Source organism: Lysinibacillus sp. NPDC086135 (genome assembly GCF_044746345.1).
GTDB lineage: Bacteria > Bacillota > Bacilli > Bacillales_A > Planococcaceae > Lysinibacillus.
The window spans coordinates 1-19,281 of record NZ_JBIVCA010000038.1 but is presented as its reverse complement, the minus strand read 5'-3'; the positions used below and the strand labels follow the sequence as shown (position 1 = coordinate 19,281).

Genomic DNA, 19,281 nt, shown 5'->3' with positions numbered 1-19,281 from the left:
TGAGTATGCTTAAAAACAGTTTTTAGATGCTTAGTAGCTTAAGAATTTTCCAATTCTGATGTTTTTTATGGTTGACATATCACCACTGGGCTATTTATGTAAAAATCCATTTAAACTAATAGTAACATTAAAGTAGAAGCGCTCTAATTGAACAATCGCCCCCTACTTTAAGTACAAATAGTTTGTCAAAATAAATAAACCCAAAATAAAGCTTTGGAGGCATAAATGACATTTGCCAAATCCCATCTTCATTTTTAATCATCTTAAAAATCAATGGAGAACCATTTGTTCCTTTGTATCTTTATGCATCCTGTGAGGATATCCATTTATTCATCATAAAATCGTAAAATCTTTCATACTTTCTCCAAGAATATAGTGGGAAAACCACATCAAATTCTGCTTCATAATTGCCACATTAATTCCTGGCTGGTCAGAACTATATGCCATTCCTTTAAAAATAATTAATTCTGTATCAACTTCCATATCCTTTAATCCTTGGTATAGCTCATATGCATTGGGAGTTGGTACTCTTGCATCCTGTTCGCCATGTTGAATTAAAGTAGGAGTACAGGCCGATTTAATATATGTCATTGGTGATGTTTTAGTATATATCTCTGGATCATTCCATGGATCATTCCATGGATCATTTCCTAAATACGTCCTGATGAAGTAAGGTATATCTGTATTTACATAATGGGTACGCCAATTCGTTATTCCGCCTCCAACAGAAATAGCTTTAAATCTACTACTAAATGTAGAACAGAAAGCTGCTATATATCCCCCGTTGCTCCAACCCATAACCCCTACTCTATCTTTATCTGCCATCCCTTTGTCAACTAATTTATCCACTCCAGATATAACATCATCGTAGTTAACAATCCCCAGTTTTCTATAGTTTGCTTTTAAAAATTCATTACCATAACCAGAACTTCCTCTATAGTTTGGTTCTAAAACGATAAAGCCTTTTTCGATAAACTGTTCAATAGGATATTTCTCATTAAAACAGTTTGAAAATATTGGAAAGGATGCCCAAGCTGGACCACCATGGACTACCACTAATAAGGGATATTTTTTATTCGCGTCAAAGTCGACTGGGGTTGATAAAACCCCCTCTATTTCAAGACCATCTCTACTTTGCCACGAGACTATTTCCCTATTACTTTTAAGCTTTCCTTTGAAAAAGCTATTTTCATTCGTTATTTTTTTATCGTCTAAATAGATTTCAAAGGTCTCATTTGTTATAGCCTTATTATAGGATAGATGATTTCCATCCCTTGTTATAGAAGCATCCATTATAAAGCTATCTACTTTTTCGCTTAATATTTCCACAGTGCCATTCTCAGATAACAACCCAATAAGATAATTAGTTTTATTCTGCCATCTAATTAATATTCCTTTAGCTGTCCACTGTAATGGCATAACCGTACTATCAAAATCTGTTAAAGGGTGAATTAGCTCTCCATTATTAATGTCGTATATCTCTAGCGTACTGTCTTGTATATGGGTCTTATAGTAATCCTTCTCCCTTATGCTTGCTGAGTAACATATTTTGCTGCCATCAGGAGAAAAGCAAACGCTCCCTGCCAACAACTTATCTATCGTTATCTTTTGTAGTTCCCTAGCTTTAATATCTAGTATGTATAGAACTCCATTATTATAATCGTCCATATTTGGACTTGGAGTAGCCATCAATACAACCTTTTTCCCATCATTCGAAATATCAAATTCATGGACATGAAAATCCTTACCATCAGTTAGTTGATTAACAACGCTATTTTCGTGTTCATCTTTATCATTTTGTATCACTTTTTCTATTTCAATATAATATAAACAATTTTTCTGGTATTCCTTACCTATATGATGGAAATCTCCATATAGTTCCTTACGTTTCTTTATCGCCTTAGATTCTTTTGATGGTGCAACATAATATAAACCCTTGCCAGTAGGCTCCCATTTGAATTTACTGACCCCTTCTTTCTCATCAGTAATTTGAACACCCCTATAATCATCTTTAGACTTAACAAAGATCTGGTTTTTTTTATTATGCCCGTCATCAACTGGACTAAGGTATGCGATAGCTCTAGAATCTGGAGACCATATAGGGTTTGAACTATCCATATCCCCAGTTGTTAATGGGGAGCACTGCCCCTTATCTTTTTCATATACCCATACATGATTCCTATAAATATTGTCTTTCCAGTTAGCTATCTTCTTGACAAATGCTACGTTTTTGCCATCATCACTTATGTTTGTATCGGATAAGGTTGGTAATGAAATAATCTCTTCTATACTTAAATATGTTTTTTCATTCCTTTTCATTAATAGTCCTCCTCATTAACTCTCTTCCAATAAAGTTAGCAGGTACAGGGCTTAGTTCTAATTCTCTCGCCCACACAGAAAGTTGACCCATGTGGTGTATTTCGTGAGTAATGATATGGTGTAATATCTCATCAACAGTATATGTATCTTCATCCCAAGAAACACTGACTAGTTTTTCTTTTAAACTCTCTAAATTTGTTTCTAAAAATTCAGCTATTTCATTTCGTGATTTAGCTGAAAGAGATTTAACCTTCTCAAGTGTATTATAATTAACAAACTGAAATGCTACATCTTCTTTCCCTTGAATACCACGAATCCAACTATATTCCACATCAATTATGTGAAAAAGTGTATATAATATATTTCCTACCCCACCCCTACGGTCTTTTAACAACTCTTCAATTGTCAGTTGATTGCACCAATCAAACCATTCATCTCTTACTTGCCAGTTATATTTAAAGAATTTAATCATTGTAAGCACTCCAATCTAACTTATTACATAATATTTCGATATAAATCCAACTATTTCCTTCTTCAACTAACCTGCGCTGTTAGTTCAAATATGATTCTTCACAAATTCTTGATATTCGTAATAAGTAGTCGATTACTTTATTTATTAATTTCTTCAAAGTGTTCATTCGTTTACTATAGCGTATGACGACGCTGCAGCTTTTTCTTTTTCAATCGCCATGGACTATTTGAAACCTTTTCCATTTTTATACGTAGATTAATTACAGGGCAGTATTCCTTTATTATTATTCGGAGGTATTTAAATGAACGCTTTTGCACTTATGGCCTTTTCTTTTGCTTGTTTATCATTCACCTTTGCGGTCTCAGCTGATGCTAAGATTAAAAAGTTAGAAAAACGTATCGAAGAACTTGAAAAAAATAAGTAATTATTTGAATAAATAGTGGGATTATAGAGCGTTTTACTCGCTCTATTTTTGTTTAATTCCTATATTCCCCAGTTTAGCTTTGTAAAAAAGAAGGATTGTTCGTCTATGATAAAGTCTAGAGCTGATTTTCCATTGAATATTTATGTCAAAATCGAAAGTAGTTGAATCATCACCAAAACATGTGGTTGATTTCCGTTCCGACTGGGCGCTTTGTAGCTGACGCTTCGCTTTCGCACAGAGCAAAGCTTCCTGGGGGCCGTCCGATGAGCCGCTTTTGGTGTTGCTGTCGCTGCGCTGCAGGGTCTCGGGCCAACACGATGTTGGTCACGAAGGCGTTATCACAGGATGTGATGCTTTTAGCCTTCGTTCCTCTATTGCTGATCCCCGAGGAGTCGCCCAGTCTCCACTCCAATCAACTATTTACATAGTAGACGTTTTAACAAAAGTCATCCACAACTTTTGGTGATGAACCAAGTAGTTTGAAAAGATGGAAAATTAAAGGGGTGTGGTTCAAATTATAACTTCATTATCCGCAGTGCTTATAATTTTTTTTATAATGGCTTTCGTTCTTACTTTTAAACGTTCTTGGTCACTTAATTTTGTGATATGGGGCATGTACTTAGCGCTATTTTTTACGCCTATATTCACTGTTGCTGGTTCATTCATTTATGCAGACATAAAAAAAGACGGATTTGCAGGAATAGGATTTCTGACTTTATTCGTGCCACTTGAAATAATTGCAATCCTTCTATTTATTGTTGGTTGTATAGGCTGTATAGTAAGTAAAAAAAAGAAACAACATGAACATCCATCTACGGTCGATTTAGTTGAATAATGGTCATTTAATTGATAAAACTTCATTAATCAATCTTTTTTAAAAAGGAGTTTTTCCATTTATTTATTATCCTCGCTACACAATTTGTTTTAGATATTCACCAAATATAATACTGCACTTTTATATCTGCTCCGTTAGAAAATTTGCAAATACTATACTTTTATATACTCAAACTATATCTTTAAACATAAAAAAGCTGAACTAATAGCAAAATTAGTTCAGCTTAAAAATAGCCTATTTCAGCTTGTTTTAAGTGCATTATAAAATACTGGTACCGGAGCAGTTTCTGGGCTTACCTGATCACTTCTTCTGTCGACCAGAGCGTTTGAAACTTACCTGAGCATAAAGAATTTTATAGCTTGAAATAAACAGTAATTTTTTCATCAAACACTTCTGTCTCAATATATTGTTCACTATGATGGTCACTCACATAATGAATATCATTTAATAACACATTTGCCTTTAGTACCGCTTCGTGCTGCTGGATGATGGTTATTGCTTTGGCACTTCCAGTAATCGAAATCGATACATATTGCTCAACAGGGAGTTGCCATTGTTTGCGTTTATCTTGAATTGTGCGAATTAATTCCCTAATTTGCCCTTCCTCAAGTAAGCTAGATGTCAGATGAACATTGATAAGAACTCGGCATGAAGCATCTTCTGCTAACATATACTGGTCCTTTACAATGGATTCGATTAACACGTGCAATTTTAACAATGTTACCTGTTCCCCATCAATCGATAAAGCAACTGAACCCGTTCGCTGTAATATATTTTTCTCCTCGTTATTTAAATTCACTACATAATCCTTTACTTTGTTCACTCTAGCTCCAAATGCTGCACCTGCTGTTTTAAAATTAAGCTTATAATGAACGGTTTCGTAAGCTGAAAAATCATTTGTCCAAACGCATTCTTTTATATTTAATTCATCCTTCACGAGCTCGCTATATGGTTGATAATCTGTTAACTCGCCGTCTACAGAAACAATGAATTCACTCAACGGCTGCTTTACCTTGATTCCTTGACTATTACGGATGCTACGGCCAAGCTCTACGACTGTTAAAATATTCGCCATCTCTTTTTCAAGCTTAGCATTAACGAGCGATTGATTGTATGTTGGGTAGTTTTGTAAATGAACACTTTTCCCTGTTAATTGTCGGTATAAATCTTCCGCAATAAATGGTGTGAATGGTGCTAGTAATTGACAAATTGTCGTTAGTAGCTCATACAGTGTACTATAGGCACCTCGTTTACCCTCTGTCAGCCCGTTTGCCCAAAATCTTGCTCGTGAGCGACGGATATACCAGTTACTTAGTTCTTCCACAAGCTTGCCGATTTCACGTGTTGCCTGTGTAAATTGATAGTCATCCATTGATTTTGTCACAAGCTGAATTGTGTGGTGTAACCGAGAAAGTATCCAATGATCTAGCTTTGTACGTGTACCTATCTTTTCAGCATCGTACTGGAAGCCATCTATTTCCGCATATAATTGATAAAATTTGAACGTATTATCTAGTGTATCGACTAACTTTGATTTCGCATCCGTCACAATCTTCTTAGAAAAGCGTTTAGGATTCCAAGGAGAACTGTCCACTAAGAACGCCCATCTTAAAGCATCTGCTCCGTACTGTTCTATTAGTTCAACGGGCTCTAATGCATTCCCTTTACTTTTCGACATTTTCTGCCCATGCTCATCTAAAACATGCCCTAAGGAAAGGACATTTTTATAAGGTGCCTTCCCTGTAAATAAAGTCGAAACCGCTAATAAACTATAGAAAAAGCCTCGTGTTTGGTCGATGCCTTCGATGACAACATCAGCAGGGAATTGATTGTGAAAAGTAGTAAGGTCTCCAAAAGGATAATGATGCTGCGCAAATGGCATGGATCCACTATCAAACCATACATCAATCACTTCTGGTGTACGTTCCATATCACCACTACATTTCGGACAAGTACACACAACCTTGTCAATATACGGCTTGTGAAGCTCGATGCCTTGTAAAGTGCCTTTCGCTAATTCTTTTAAAGATGCCATACTATTTGGTGCCTCTTCATGACCACAATCCTGACAAACCCACACATTTAGCGGTGTACCCCAATAGCGATTACGGCTAATATTCCAGTCCACTAAGTTTTCTAAGAAATTGCCAAATCTACCGTGTTTAATGTGATCAGGATACCATGTAACTTGTTTATTATTTTGTAAAAGTTTATCTTTCAATGAAGACATATTGATAAACCAACTGTCAGTTGCGTAATAAAGCAATGGTGAATCACAACGCCAGCAATGAGGGTAACTATGCTCATATTTTTCCTTATCAAACAATAGCTCCTTTTTAGCGAGCATTTTAATAATATCGACATCACAATCTTTCACAAATTTACCGGCAAGCTCTGGAACCTCTTCTGTATAGCAACCCTTTAAATCAACAACATTAACAAACGACAGCTCATTTTGCTGTACCGTTTTATAATCGTCCTCCCCATACGCAGGTGCGATATGGACGATACCAGTTCCACTATGCTCTGTAACATAATCCGCTAATACAACAACATGCCCCTTATTAACTTTGACATAAGAAATTGGTGGGGTATAAGACACACCTTCAAATTCATGCCCCTCATGTTCACTTAACACTTCAACAGAATCAGCAAAAACTTTATTCACTAGTGATTTTGCTACGATATAGACTTTATTGTGCTGCTTCACTCGAACATACATAAGCTTAGGATTCATGGCTAATGCAACATTGGCGGGTAATGTCCATGGAGTCGTTGTCCAGCCTAGAAAATATTCATCTTTATCTGTAAGCTTAAACATTGCTGTGACAGACAAATCCTTTACATCCTTATAGCCCTGTGCAACCTCATGAGAGCTTAATGATGTTTGACAGCTAGGGCAATATGGTGAAACTCTGTGCCCTTTATATAAAAGCTTTTTCTTGTGCACGTGACTTAAAATATTCCAAACGGACTCAATATAATCATTACTTAGCGTTAAATACGGGTCATCCATGTCTATCCAATAGCCGAGCTGTTCCGTAAAGGAGCGCCATTTCTTCTCATAAGTAAAGACACTGCCCTTACACTCTTGAATAAATTGTTCAACACCATAGTTCTCAATCTCTTGCTTGCCAGAGATTCCTAGCTTTTTTTCTACGCCCAACTCTACAGGCAAACCGTGTGTATCCCAGCCAGCTTTACGTTCAACTAAATAACCTTGCATCGTTTTATATCGAGCCACAACATCTTTAATTGTTCTGCCAAATGCGTGACCTACGTGTGGTAAACCATTCGCAGTTGGCGGACCTTCATAAAAAACAAAGGGCTTATTGCTAGAACGGTTCGCCACAGAAGCTTGGAACGTTCCTTCTTGTTCCCACAATCGACGAATCCTTGTTTCTCTTTCTACAGTTGTTTCTTTTTTTTCTTCGACTTGCATGTACATTCCTCCTATACTAAGTGTATAAAAGGCATACAAAAAACCCCGTCCCAAGTAAGGGACGGGGTTAACCGCGAATACCACCCTAATTCTATTGAAGCAACGTTCAATAGCACTCAGCAACGTACAATCATACGTGTTCTTTTTAACGGTAGACACCCGAATTAGCTTACTATGTTCAGCCAATCTTCTCAGAGAGGATCTTCACGTAACACCTGCACACCGACTTCCACCAATATGTCGGCTCTCTGTAGAACAAAATGAAACACTACTCTTTCTCATCAACGAATTTGTATGCTTTTATTGTCACTCATCTTAACAAACTAATTTTTTTCTGTCAATAATTTCAAAGTACTAATATTGGTAGTAATTTTCCTATAATTCATCGAGACATGCTTCGAGGCTTTTATGAAGAGTCGCGAACTTAGGATTCGCATTTGTTTTAATATAAAAGCTTTTCACAAAGGATTTACAGTTAAAAACTAAGATTCTATGATGCTGTACATCGAGCTGTTCTTTTTTTACTTTTAAAGTAGCAGGTAATACTTGCAGTAATTTAATGATCTCTTGCTCCTCTAAACCATGCCCAAGCATTGTGAAAATAGGTACTAAAATCCGTTCATCTTCATTATGTATGAAAGCATAATTTTCTTGCAAAATGGCGTTGTATAATGCACTTACAATTTCAATATAAGAAGCTTTATTTAATTTTGGATTTTTCACCAATTCATCGATTGCATCAGCCGTGTGGGCAACACTATGAGCCCACCCTTTCACTGGCACATAGCCCCTTACATCCTTCTCTGCTGCTAAATTAGCTAGTATTTTATCTTTACAATCAGCGATTTTCTGTTGGGATAAAAAATCGTCTGCGTTATCTCTAAATAATATTAGGGCAATCAATAGCGACGTAAATGTACGGGTAAAAACTAAATCCGATTCCCTTTCTTCGATACCCTTATATAATAAATTATTCAAACATTCCTCTAAAAGCTCCGTTAAAAGTGCATGCTCTAGTAAGTTTTTTTCATGGATCAATTCATAAAACGATCCATAAATTAAGTCATCTCGTAGTTCACTATCTAATGAACCGATATGTAGCATCATGGATTGAATGAGATCAGTATGATCCTTTTGCTGCCATGTTCTAGCTCCACTTTGTAATTCTTTGAGTATTTCTTTTAAGTCATCTTCCTTCAATAAGTTTTCGTTTTGTAGTTTACGCACGATTTTTCTCCTTCTTATAGTTACTTTTATTCGAATAATCAAAAACCACTTTCTCGATAAATACCATCCAGCTTCCATCCCTCATTAAATCGTACATACGTAAACTTCTTCTGCTGTTCGTTGTCCATTACAACAATTACCTTGCTTTTCCAAGGGGAGGTTGTCGCACGCACCTTTCCATTTCTGACCTCATTCATTTGGTCAGACAAAGAGAGCAGAGTAGATGGCGTAACACTATTTTGTATCAAATATTGCGGACGGTCAGAGCTATCTTCTAACTCCTCCATTACTTGTTCATGAAAGGCAATTACTTTTTTGTTCGTATCATACAAACAAATCATAAGTGAACTAATGCATAAAACGATTAAGCTTCCTATTAAAATGACATGCTTTTTCTTTAACCCTATATAAAATTCCCATTTATCTCCCTTTTTGTATAAATAATAATATATACCTATACATATTGGCCAAACAAAAAGAACTTGCCACATTAACACCACCCAAAAGTTATCACCAAAGGACACTAAATATCTAATCATATGATGATTTATAAACCATAATGGCAAAGTCCAACGCCAAGCTAAATTTTCCTGAGCAAGGCTTTTACAATAGATTAGTATGAGTGGTAAAGATAAAATAAATGCTAACGCATTGTCCATTATTACAATTATCAATGCTTTATATTCACCTCGCACTACCTATTTTTGAGAAAACACCATTATACAAATACTTACAATAATTGTACCCTAATCCAACTATAAAAAATAGCTTATAAAAAAGCTAGACATTCTTGAAATTTTTGAATGTCTAGCCTCGATTCATTAATGGCCTTCCAGTATTTTCATGCTATCTATATCCGCAATTTTTATTATAGAATCATCATTTCGCTCTAATTCTTCGTTATAGTTAACTTCTACATAATCTCCAAGGGACAATGTTGTAGGACTATCAATTAATGGGAACCACGTACCATTACCATGTTTTTGTACGATTTCATCTATTGATAATTTACCAATATTCGATTCGTCTGCATTCGAAACGACTAAAAATTCATGTTCCTTGATTGCTACGACTACCCCGCGTTTTGAATAGATTTCTTTTTCCACTACTGGAATCTCATATTTTTTACGAAAGGCTTCTATTTCTTGACCATAATGCTCCTCTAAATAATCCAATGCCTCTCTCTGCAATAAAAAATATAGGATCGATTTATTTTCATCTTTAGATTGATTTTTTTCATGCTCCCAAAGTGAATCAGTTGTTGCCACTTTATATGATATTGGATTTATATATTGTTCGATATATTCTTCTCTTGTAACATTCAGTATTTGTAATTTCTTAGCAAATACCACTTCGTTTTGTTTTTCACTGCCTTCTATAAAAATATCAAGATATTTATCAATTTTTTGTTGTGAAGGTACTATCCCCTTTAACTGTGCGTAAGCATACAAAGATTCTTCTTTTAAAAAGAAGTCAAACTTCTGCTTCCTAACATCATTGGACCATTCCACCCGAGGATCCAGCTTCAAAATGAACTTTAGATAATTTTCATCTAAAACAATTGGTGTACTTATTGATTGCTCTGGTATACTTGCTTTTTGATCTTGATTTCCGCTGTCTTGAGTATATAAAAAGATTCCAATACAAATTGTTACTATAATAGACATTACACTATATTGCCAACGCCAAGACCTTTTTTTCATCTCACGCTGTTTCAAATGCTGTACTACATGGGTCATAACACGCTTTTTGCTTTCCGTTAAATCATTTAATACCCTCACATCGACTTTACTCATGCAGTAGGACCTCCCATTCAATATGCTGTAACTTCGGCTTTAATAGCTCTCGCCCACGACGTAGCCTTGTTTTCACCGTACTTTCAGGAATACATAAAAGCTCGGCAATATTTATAACAGGCATTTCCTCAAAATAAAAATAAATAAGGACCTCACGCTGTTTTAATGGTAGTGCTAAGATGGCGTTTTCAACTAAGGTTTGTTCATCCTGCTGCACTAGCATGTCCCTTTTCGTGACAGCCTGCTTGGCAAAGATCTTCTGTTGAACTTGTATTTTACGGTATGTCCAGCTGCGTAAATAGTCTTTACTTTTGTTAATGACGAGCCTCGATAAATATGCCCGTAATTCTCCTCTTTCTTCATAGTTTTGCTGATTATCGTAAAATTTAATAAATACATCTTGAACGATATCTTCAGCACTTTGTAAATCTTTGACGTAATAAAAGGCAAGTCGGATGAGCCTTTCTGTATGCTGCTGCATTATTTCTTCGAGTTCTTTAATTTCAAGCAACATCTCTCCCCCTCTCTGCCCTATAAACGGTGTTCACAGTATAAAGGTTTGTTTTATTTTGGATTTTTTTAAATAAAATCTTCTTGTGATGGATTTTTCTCTGTGCTGTCCTGCTAATTACCCGAGCAGTTCCGGACTCAATTAGTCTAAATTTTCATCAGAAAAAGGTGCAATGACCTCTTTTTTTGTTGAAGAAAGTACAATATTAGTTGATGGCGTTCCATAAGGCATTGCGTCATCGATAAACTGCTCTAATGTTTCTACTGAATTGGTCGCAATTTTGACAATATAACTGATTTCACCCGCGACACGATAGCACTCTAGGACATCGGGATGTGCGTTACAAAAATTCGAAAGACTTTTACAATCAATGGATTTAAATAAAATAATAGCTTGAATGTCTCGATTCAACTTTTTTAAATTTACTTTTGTGCTATAAGCTTCAATAACCCCCTGCTCTTCTAATTTTTTAACACGCTCAATAACTGCTGGAGAGGATAAATGCACCATCACCGCTAATTCCTTCATCGAAATTTTTGCATTTCGTTGCAATTGCTTTAAAATTTCTTTATCTATTTGATCCATACATATCCACCTTTTTAAATAAATTAGATTTCATAAAACTCCTTTTATTTTAAAGTAATTCATCTGAATTACATTATACAGCTGCTGTCATTAGATAGCACTTTTCTTTACAATTAAACATATAAAGGAGGCATTAACAACATGAAAAAAATATTATTACTATTAGCAAATGGATTTGAGGCTGTTGAAGCGAGTGTTTTTACAGATGTACTTGGCTGGAATAAATGGGAGGGCGACGGCACAACAGAGATCGTGACAGTTGGATTGCATCAGCAATTGCAATGTACATGGAATTTTAACGTAGCTCCCGAAAAATTGCTGCATGAAATTTCATTAGAGGATTTTGATGCACTTGCGATTCCTGGTGGATTTGAGGAAGCTGGATTTTATGATGATGCTTTTAGTGAGGAATTCCAGGCGGTTGTTCGTCATTTCGATGAACATAAAAAACCGATTGCAACGGTTTGTGTAGCTTCCCTAATTTTAGGTCATAGTGGAGTACTAAATAATCGAAAAGCTACTACTTATAATCATCCAACAAGTAAACGATTAGCACAACTACAATCCTATGGTGCAGACATCGTCAACGAACGAATTGTTCAAACTGAACATATTATTACATCATCAAATCCTGGAACTGCATTCGACGTTGCATTTAGCTTACTCGAAATGCTAACATCTGAGGAAAATACAAAAAAGGTTAAGGATTTAATGGGGTTTAATTAATTTAATGAAGCTGTCTCCACTAAACACTTGGAGACAGCTTCATTCCATTTAATTTGATACTAGTTGATATAATTTCGATCCTAATTCTTTATTTTTTGTAACCAATGAAATCGTTCTGGATCTCCCAAAATTATGAATAGGTAAAGCAAAAAGTTGAAGATGACCGATATTTTTAGCCATTAGCTCGGGTACAATCGTAATTCCCATTCCAGAAGTTACTGCCCCAAAAACGAAATCGCCAAAGTTCACTTCACTTATGATATTCGGCGTGTAGCCAAGTGATTGTATTTGTTCTACTATATCTTTCCTTGAATCACAAGGAGCTTGATGAACAATAAGCGGCTCCTCACACAATTCTGCAAGCTCAACTGTTGTTCTTGAATTAAAACGATGATTCAAAGGAAACACCGCATAGTAAGGTTCCGTAAACAATTCCCAACTCCACAAAAATTCTCCGGTATATTTGGCATCCACAAAGACTGCATCAAGTCTACCTTTTTCTAAAGATTGTAGCAGTTCGTTTGAAGTATTTTGAATCATTAATGTTATAGGTCGATCTAATAACTTAAGTTTTTGCATTTTGTTTGGCAAATAGTAAGTGGCTAAACTAGGCAGAGCACCAATTGCAATAGGGTTGCTTTGACTAAATTGCTGCAATTCTTTACGAATGGCAGATATTTCAGCCAAAACGGGTGTAATTCGAGTGTAGAAACGTTCACCAGCTTCTGTTAATTCGATACCAATGGATGTCCTATGAAATAGTTCGATGCCAAGATTATTCTCTAAGTTTCGTATATGTTTACTTAGTGCAGGTTGGGATAGATTCGTGATTTGAGCAGCTTTAGAAAAACTTTTTTGATTGGCAGCAGCAATAAAACTATGTAACCATTCTGTATTCATTGTATTCCTCCATACCCTATAACGATTTGTTATACCCCTATAAAATAGTGATTGTTCCATATTCAACGTTTTTTAGTAATCTATTAAATATAGATGGTACTTCGATTATAACATATTGTTATAAGTTACCTAATCGACATAATACTTAGCATCTTTAATATATGGAGGTTCTATAAATGAAAAATGTTTTATTATTATCCTTTGGCATGTTTGCCTTGGGTTTTGATGCCTATGTGATCGCGGGGCTTCTCCCAGGAATTAGTGATACGTATCAAAAAAGTACAGCGCAAGTCGGCCAGGCTGTGAGCATTTTCACGTTATTTTACGCGATATCAGCGCCGGTATTTTCATCTTTACTTGCTGGAAAACCAATTAAAAAAATCTTAATATGGTCAATGTTTATCTTTACGATAGCGAATAGCATCACAGCTTTAGCGCCGACCTTTTCTATTCTTCTACTATCGAGAGCAATTGCGGGGACTGGCGCTGGCTTATTTTCACCTTTAGCTGTAGCGGCTTCTACAAAGTTCGTTTCTAATGAAAAGAAAGGAAGAGCTCTAGGATTGACTATAGGAGGAATGAGCTTGGGAACAGTGCTTGGTGTTCCTTTAGGCATCTATATATCGAACATATTTGATTGGCAAGTAACACTATGGCTATTAGTGATGATCGGTGTCATTTCTGCTTTATGTATGGTTATTTTTCTGCCTGATTTCCCAACAACACCTCCCCCAGCACTTAACGAACGATTAAAAATGTTCCTAGATAAAAGAGTAACTATAACCGTATGTATAACATTTTTCGCCAGTGTTGCTAGCCTAGGATTATACACATATCTATCTCCCTTATTAGAAGAAATGGCAGACTCCAGTAACTTAACGATATATCTTTGGGCATGGGGATTCGGTGGCTTGGTTGGAAGTATAATGATTGGTTACTTAATCGACTATTTTGGAAAACCAAAATCTTTAGTTATAATCATTTTATTTACTTTAACTTTATCCTTTATTTGTATACCAATAATGATTAACTTACCTATATTAAAGTACTTACCGTTCTTTGTCTGGGGAGTAATGGGTTGGGCATGCCAAGCACCTCAACAACATATTTTACTATCGTTTCAGCCGAAAAACGGGAGTTCTGCAGTGGCATTAAATAGTTCAGTAAATTATTTAGGGAGTGCAATCGGTGCAAGCTTAGGCGGTATTGTACTTTCCTTACACATTGGAACAATAACATTGATTTATTTCGCAGTAATCTCTATGTCTTTCGCCATTTGTTTACAGTTCTTTAGTTTGAAGAACAAATATAGTATTTAAACTAATTAATAATTGCGGTTCTAACTGTTGATTTGATGATCCCGTCATTTTGATGGTTAGAATAGCAACTTTGACGGGGTTATCTTTCATTTTAGGATAGGTCTTTCCGTCGTTTTGGCCGTTCTTTCCGTCGTTTCGATGGTTCCATCCATCGCTCTGGTGATTCTTTCCGTCACTTCGGAGGGTTCTTCCGTCACTTGAGTTTCTTTCCGTCGTTTCGGCCGTTCTCCCCGTCGTTTCGATGGGGCTTTCCGTCTTTGGAGGTTCTATCCACGATTTCGGTGGTTCTATCCATCATTTCGATGGTTCTATCCACGATTTCGGTGGTTCTTATCCATCATTTCTGTGGTTCTATCCACGATTTCGGTGGTTCTTATCCATCATTTCTGTGGTTCTATCCACGATTTCGATGGTTCTATCCATCATTAAGAGTTCTATCTACCATTATCGAGGCAATAGCACGCCTAATATCTGTAACTATTGGTATATTATTTCGTCAAATTGGCAATAGAATGAAATTTTTGGAGGCAGTCTAATGAAAAAATTTTTGTTGCTAATTTTGTTGGTAAGTCTTTTTTTGGTTTCTGCTTGTACAAATGGAAAAACGCAATCATTAGAAACCTTTTATAAGGATGGAAAAATTGAAAAAATAGATAAAGTGGTCATCCAAGATGGTTCAACTGGTGCTTCAAAAACGATAACTAAGCAAGAACAAATCAATGATTGCATTTCCCTGATTAAAGATATAAAGTATACTCCACAAGACAATCAAGAAACACGTGTTGGATGGAAATACGGTATTACTCTTTTTGATAGTGAAAGAAAATTTAAATTCACACTAAGTGAAATTGATAATACCTACTATGATTCAAACCCGGATATTTATCCTATTGTAGAAAACTATTACAAACAGTTGGAAATTGTAGAAAAGTAAAGCTTGAGGTCGTTTTTATGCATTTCAGAACATCAACATCTATAAAACAGCTTACATGTTCTAGCAGTAAATTTTAAAATAATAACGATCCACGCGCTGCAAATCATTTTTTATGTACAGACACAAAAAACCCGATCTCCTAAGAGATCGGGTTTTTATTTAAATGATTATTGTGCAGCTTTTGCGCGAAGAACCATTTGTAGGATACCACCGTGACGGTAGTAGTCTACTTCTACTTCTGAGTCGAAACGAGCTAAAGCTTGGAAAGTTTTAACTGAACCGTCTTCAGATTTAGCAGTTACTGTTAAGATTTCACGTGGTTTCACGTTGTCAGTAATGTTAACAGAGATTTCTTCTTTACCAGTTAAGCCTAAAGTATCAGCTGATTCACCTGGCATGAATTGAAGTGGAAGAACACCCATCATTACTAGGTTAGAACGGTGGATACGCTCGTAAGATTGTGCGATAACTGTTTTGATACCAAGTAAGTTAGTACCTTTAGCAGCCCAGTCACGAGAAGAACCCATACCATAGTCGTTACCAGCAAGTACTACTAAGCCAGTACCTTGAGCTTGGTATTTCATACATGCGTCATAGATGTACTCTACTTCACCTGTTGGCCAGTAAGTAGTGAAACCACCTTCTGTACCAGGAGCAACTTGGTTACGGATACGGATGTTTGCAAATGTACCACGCATCATAACTTCGTGGTTACCACGACGAGAACCGTATGAGTTGAAGTCACGGATTGCAACACCGTTTTCGATTAAATATTTACCTGCAGGTGTTTCTTTACCGATTGCACCAGCTGGAGAAATATGGTCAGTTGTAATTGAGTCACCAAACTTCGCCATAACGCGTAAGCCTTCTAAGCCTTTAATAGCTTCTGGCTCTTTCGCAAGACCTTGGAAGAATGGTGGGTTTTGGATGTAAGTTGATTTGTCATCAAATGTGTATAGAGACTCAGTTGATGTTTCAATTGCATTCCATTTTTCGTTCGCTGTGAATACAGTTTCGTATTCTTTTTGGAATAATTCACGGTTAACTACAGTACCTAATACTGCGTTAACTTCTTCAGTTGTAGGCCAGATATCAGCGAAGAATACTTCGTTGCCATCTTTGTCTTTACCGAATGAATCTTTTTGTAGGTCGACATCCACAGTACCAGCAAGTGCATAAGCAACAACAAGTGGTGGTGAAGCTAAGTAGTTAGCTTTTACAAGTGGGTGTACACGGCCTTCGAAGTTACGGTTACCAGAAAGAACTGAAGTTACGAATAAGTCGTTCTCTTTGATAGCGTCTTCGATTTCAGGAAGTAATGGACCTGAGTTACCGATACATGTTGTACAACCGTAACCTACAGTGTTGAAACCGATTTCGTCAAGGTAAGTTTGTAAACCTGAATCTTCAAGGTAACCAGTTACTACTTTAGAACCTGGTGCTAAAGAAGTTTTTACCCATTTAGGTACAGTTAGACCTTTTTCTACAGCTTTTTTCGCAACTAAGCCCGCAGCGATTAATACGTAAGGGTTAGATGTATTTGTACAAGAAGTGATCGCAGCGATTGCTACAGCACCTGTTGGGATTTCTACATCACCTTCAGCGAATTTAGCTACAGAAGTTTTTGCGAATTCATCTTCAGTTAAACCGAAACCTTGTGTACCTTGTGGTGCCACTACTGCTTCTTTGTAACGAGAACGCATTTGAGATAGTGGAATTAAGTCTTGTGGACGTTTTGGACCAGAAAGGTTTGGTTCGATATCAGCTAAGTTTACTTCTAATACGTCAGTGTAAACTGGCTCTAAAGTTGGATCGAAGAACATGTGGTTAGCTTTTAAGTAAGATTCTACAACCGCGATGTGCTCTTCGTCACGACCAGTTAAACGCATGTAGTTTAATGATTCTTCGTCAATTGCGAAGAAACCACATGTAGCACCATATTCAGGAGCCATGTTAGAGATTGTCGCACGGTCAGCTAGTGGTAATTTAGTTACGCCAGGTCCGAAGAACTCAACGAATTTACCAACTACGCCACGTTGACGTAATACTTGAGTTACTTTTAATGCTAAGTCAGTAGCAGTAGTTCCGTTTGGAAGATCGCCAACTAATTTAACACCGATAACTTCTGGAATTGGGAAGTATGAAGGTTGACCAAGCATACCTGCTTCAGCTTCGATACCACCAACGCCCCATCCAAGAACGCCGATACCGTTGATCATTGTTGTATGTGAGTCAGTACCTACTACTGAGTCAGGGAATGTTTCGAAAGTACCGTCAGCATTTTCGTTTACGTGTACAACTGGAGCTAAATACTCTAAGTTTACTTGGTGAACGATACCTGTTGCTGGTGGTACAGCACGGAAGTTATTGTAAGCAGTTTGAGCCCATTTTAAGAAGTTATAACGCTCAGCGTTACGTTCGAATTCTAGGTCCATGTTTGCTGCTAATGCAGATGCATTACCGTATTTGTCAACTTGTACTGAGTGGTCAATTACAAGGTCAACTGGAATAGCAGGGTTGATTTTGCTTGGGTCGCCGCCCATTTCTTTCATTGCAGAACGTAGAGAAGCAAGGTCAACTACTACTGGTACACCAGTGAAGTCTTGTAATACTACGCGAGAAGGTTTGAATGGTACTTCAGCTTCTGGATCTGCGCCATTACCCCATTTTGCTAATTCGTTTACGTGCTCTTCTTTGATAACATATGCATCATATTGACGTAAAACTGATTCTAATAATACTTTGATTGAGTAAGGAAGGTTTGAAACTTTTGCAACGCCAGCTTTTTCAATCGCAGCTAAGTCATAGTAATTATAAGATTTACCATTAACTTCGAATGATGCGCGGCTGTTGTGTAAATTACCTTGTGCCATTTGCGGATCCCCCTAAATATCTTTTTGAAAAGGCTATATAAATTTTTAAAGCATCTTTTCTCCAATACCCATGATAGCTCATTTATATTCATAAGTAAATTACATTAATATTATCTTTTTCAATAAGGATTACTTATGACCTTAATATCTAACCTAATGTTTTTAATTTTTTGATGTGCATAATATCAAGGTTTTGCAAATCGGAGGTTTTTATACCCTTCTATTTAAGGGTATTTAAATGTATTTAACTGGGGCACTTTCTAGGGCACTCGTAGTTTTTTTAAAAATGGTGCCCCACCTATAATATTGAATAATTTATAACAATCGCTCGGCATGTACGTTGAGATCTTAACAAAGATAATAATTTACAATAACTTGTGTTTTTGTACAGGTAATTATATTTGAAAAATTTAAAAAAGTCACTCATTTTCCAAATAAATAATGAGTGACTTTTCATGTACTTTTATTTTAGATACATTACTCAGGTTGTTTATCAAAACAAAATCCTTTAAACAATACTGTTCCTCTAAATATTGGACTTTACAATGCAATCTCGGTTCCAACCAAATCATATCGCGCTCTAGCTCTACCTTTGTAGCAATATGTTTGGTTGATTTGACGAAAGGCTTTTTCTTCTGGTTTAAATCCAAACTCAACATTAGCTAGAGCCTTTATTTTTTTGTTTATCATTGTGCCCACCAGAATTGAAAAAGGATTTTCGCTGTAAACCAAGATAACTGTATCCATAACTTTAAAATGTTTATATTTTAACCAATCGATCACATTATCAAGACCTAAATTGTAAAAGCCGTAAAATATAAAGGAGGCTGGGACATAACTAGCTTCAATTCATGAGAAATCCGACTTTGAATTCATTCAAAGTCGGATTTCTCTATCTTTTATGTTGTCTCCAGATAG

Annotated in this window: 16 protein-coding genes and 1 other annotated feature; of the genes, 5 read left to right on the top strand and 11 right to left on the bottom strand. The window is 36.2% G+C overall.

The features are described from left to right. Positions 1-333: 333 nt before the first annotated feature. Positions 334-2,319, bottom strand: coding sequence for a S9 family peptidase (locus tag ACIPKN_RS26460; RefSeq protein ID WP_400941936.1), 1,986 nt, complete (start codon positions 2,317-2,319; stop codon positions 334-336). Continuing rightward, positions 2,306-2,791 (bottom strand): DinB family protein, encoded by a 486-nt coding sequence (locus ACIPKN_RS26455; protein WP_400941934.1) that lies wholly within the window; start codon positions 2,789-2,791, stop codon positions 2,306-2,308. The genes ACIPKN_RS26460 and ACIPKN_RS26455 overlap by 14 nt, the downstream gene beginning before the upstream one ends. 301 nt (positions 2,792-3,092) lie before the next feature. On the opposite strand from ACIPKN_RS26455, the gene ACIPKN_RS26450 reads away from it, so the two are divergent. Both ACIPKN_RS26450 and ACIPKN_RS26445 read left to right on the top strand, forming a co-directional pair. Beyond that, the gene (locus tag ACIPKN_RS26450; protein ID WP_255505285.1) at positions 3,093-3,215 is read left to right on the top strand and encodes a hypothetical protein; all 123 of its coding nucleotides are present in this window, start codon (positions 3,093-3,095) and stop codon (positions 3,213-3,215) included. 505 nt (positions 3,216-3,720) lie between these two features. Beyond that, on the top strand, positions 3,721-4,050 hold the full coding sequence (locus ACIPKN_RS26445) for a hypothetical protein (RefSeq protein ID WP_400941930.1): 330 nt from the start codon (positions 3,721-3,723) through the stop codon (positions 4,048-4,050). Positions 4,051-4,402: 352 nt separating this feature from the next. Here ACIPKN_RS26445 and ileS read toward each other — a convergent pair whose 3' ends face one another. The 6 genes from ileS to ACIPKN_RS26415 all read right to left on the bottom strand — a co-directional run bounded on the left by ileS (position 4,403) and on the right by ACIPKN_RS26415 (position 11,611). Further along, on the bottom strand, positions 4,403-7,492 hold the full coding sequence (ileS, locus tag ACIPKN_RS26440; protein ID WP_400941928.1) for an isoleucine--tRNA ligase: 3,090 nt from the start codon (positions 7,490-7,492) through the stop codon (positions 4,403-4,405). Between the two features lie 54 nt (positions 7,493-7,546). Continuing rightward, positions 7,547-7,786, bottom strand: a binding site (T-box leader). An 81-nt stretch (positions 7,787-7,867) separates the two neighbouring features. Then, positions 7,868-8,719: a DUF2785 domain-containing protein gene (locus ACIPKN_RS26435; protein WP_400941926.1), complete on the bottom strand. Its 852-nt coding sequence runs from the start codon at positions 8,717-8,719 to the stop codon at positions 7,868-7,870. 38 nt (positions 8,720-8,757) lie between these two features. After that, the gene (locus tag ACIPKN_RS26430) at positions 8,758-9,393 is read right to left on the bottom strand and encodes a hypothetical protein (RefSeq protein WP_400941923.1); all 636 of its coding nucleotides are present in this window, start codon (positions 9,391-9,393) and stop codon (positions 8,758-8,760) included. A 147-nt stretch (positions 9,394-9,540) separates the two neighbouring features. Further along, positions 9,541-10,515: a DUF3221 domain-containing protein gene (locus ACIPKN_RS26425; protein ID WP_400941920.1), complete on the bottom strand. Its 975-nt coding sequence runs from the start codon at positions 10,513-10,515 to the stop codon at positions 9,541-9,543. Continuing rightward, positions 10,508-11,029 carry a sigma-70 family RNA polymerase sigma factor gene (locus ACIPKN_RS26420; protein ID WP_323657650.1) on the bottom strand — a complete coding sequence of 174 codons (522 nt, stop codon included), beginning with the start codon at positions 11,027-11,029 and terminating at the stop codon, positions 10,508-10,510. Before ACIPKN_RS26420 ends, ACIPKN_RS26425 begins: the two co-directional genes overlap by 8 nt. 138 nt (positions 11,030-11,167) lie before the next feature. Further along, positions 11,168-11,611 carry an Lrp/AsnC family transcriptional regulator gene (locus ACIPKN_RS26415; RefSeq protein ID WP_400941918.1) on the bottom strand — a complete coding sequence of 148 codons (444 nt, stop codon included), beginning with the start codon at positions 11,609-11,611 and terminating at the stop codon, positions 11,168-11,170. Between the two features lie 141 nt (positions 11,612-11,752). On the opposite strand from ACIPKN_RS26415, the gene ACIPKN_RS26410 reads away from it, so the two are divergent. Next, a complete protein-coding gene (locus ACIPKN_RS26410; RefSeq protein WP_400941915.1) occupies positions 11,753-12,337 on the top strand; it encodes a DJ-1/PfpI family protein in 585 nt (194 codons plus the stop codon). A 48-nt stretch (positions 12,338-12,385) separates the two neighbouring features. Here the strand turns inward: ACIPKN_RS26410 and ACIPKN_RS26405 are convergent, their stop codons facing one another. Then, a complete protein-coding gene (locus ACIPKN_RS26405; protein ID WP_400941912.1) occupies positions 12,386-13,237 on the bottom strand; it encodes a LysR family transcriptional regulator in 852 nt (283 codons plus the stop codon). A gap of 176 nt (positions 13,238-13,413) precedes the next feature. Between ACIPKN_RS26405 and ACIPKN_RS26400 the strand changes: the two genes are divergently transcribed. Together ACIPKN_RS26400 and ACIPKN_RS26395 are read left to right on the top strand one after the other, a co-directional pair. Further along, positions 13,414-14,556, top strand: coding sequence for an MFS transporter (locus tag ACIPKN_RS26400; protein ID WP_400941910.1), 1,143 nt, complete (start codon positions 13,414-13,416; stop codon positions 14,554-14,556). A 535-nt stretch (positions 14,557-15,091) separates the two neighbouring features. Next, entirely contained in the window at positions 15,092-15,490 is a 399-nt protein-coding gene (locus ACIPKN_RS26395) for a hypothetical protein (protein ID WP_400941907.1), read from the top strand. A gap of 167 nt (positions 15,491-15,657) precedes the next feature. Here the strand turns inward: ACIPKN_RS26395 and acnA are convergent, their stop codons facing one another. Together acnA and ACIPKN_RS26385 are read right to left on the bottom strand one after the other, a co-directional pair. Continuing rightward, positions 15,658-18,363, bottom strand: coding sequence for an aconitate hydratase AcnA (gene acnA / locus ACIPKN_RS26390; protein WP_400941905.1), 2,706 nt, complete (start codon positions 18,361-18,363; stop codon positions 15,658-15,660). Positions 18,364-18,903: 540 nt separating this feature from the next. After that, a complete protein-coding gene (locus tag ACIPKN_RS26385; protein WP_400941902.1) occupies positions 18,904-19,146 on the bottom strand; it encodes a hypothetical protein in 243 nt (80 codons plus the stop codon). Between the last annotated feature and the right edge of the window lie 135 nt (positions 19,147-19,281).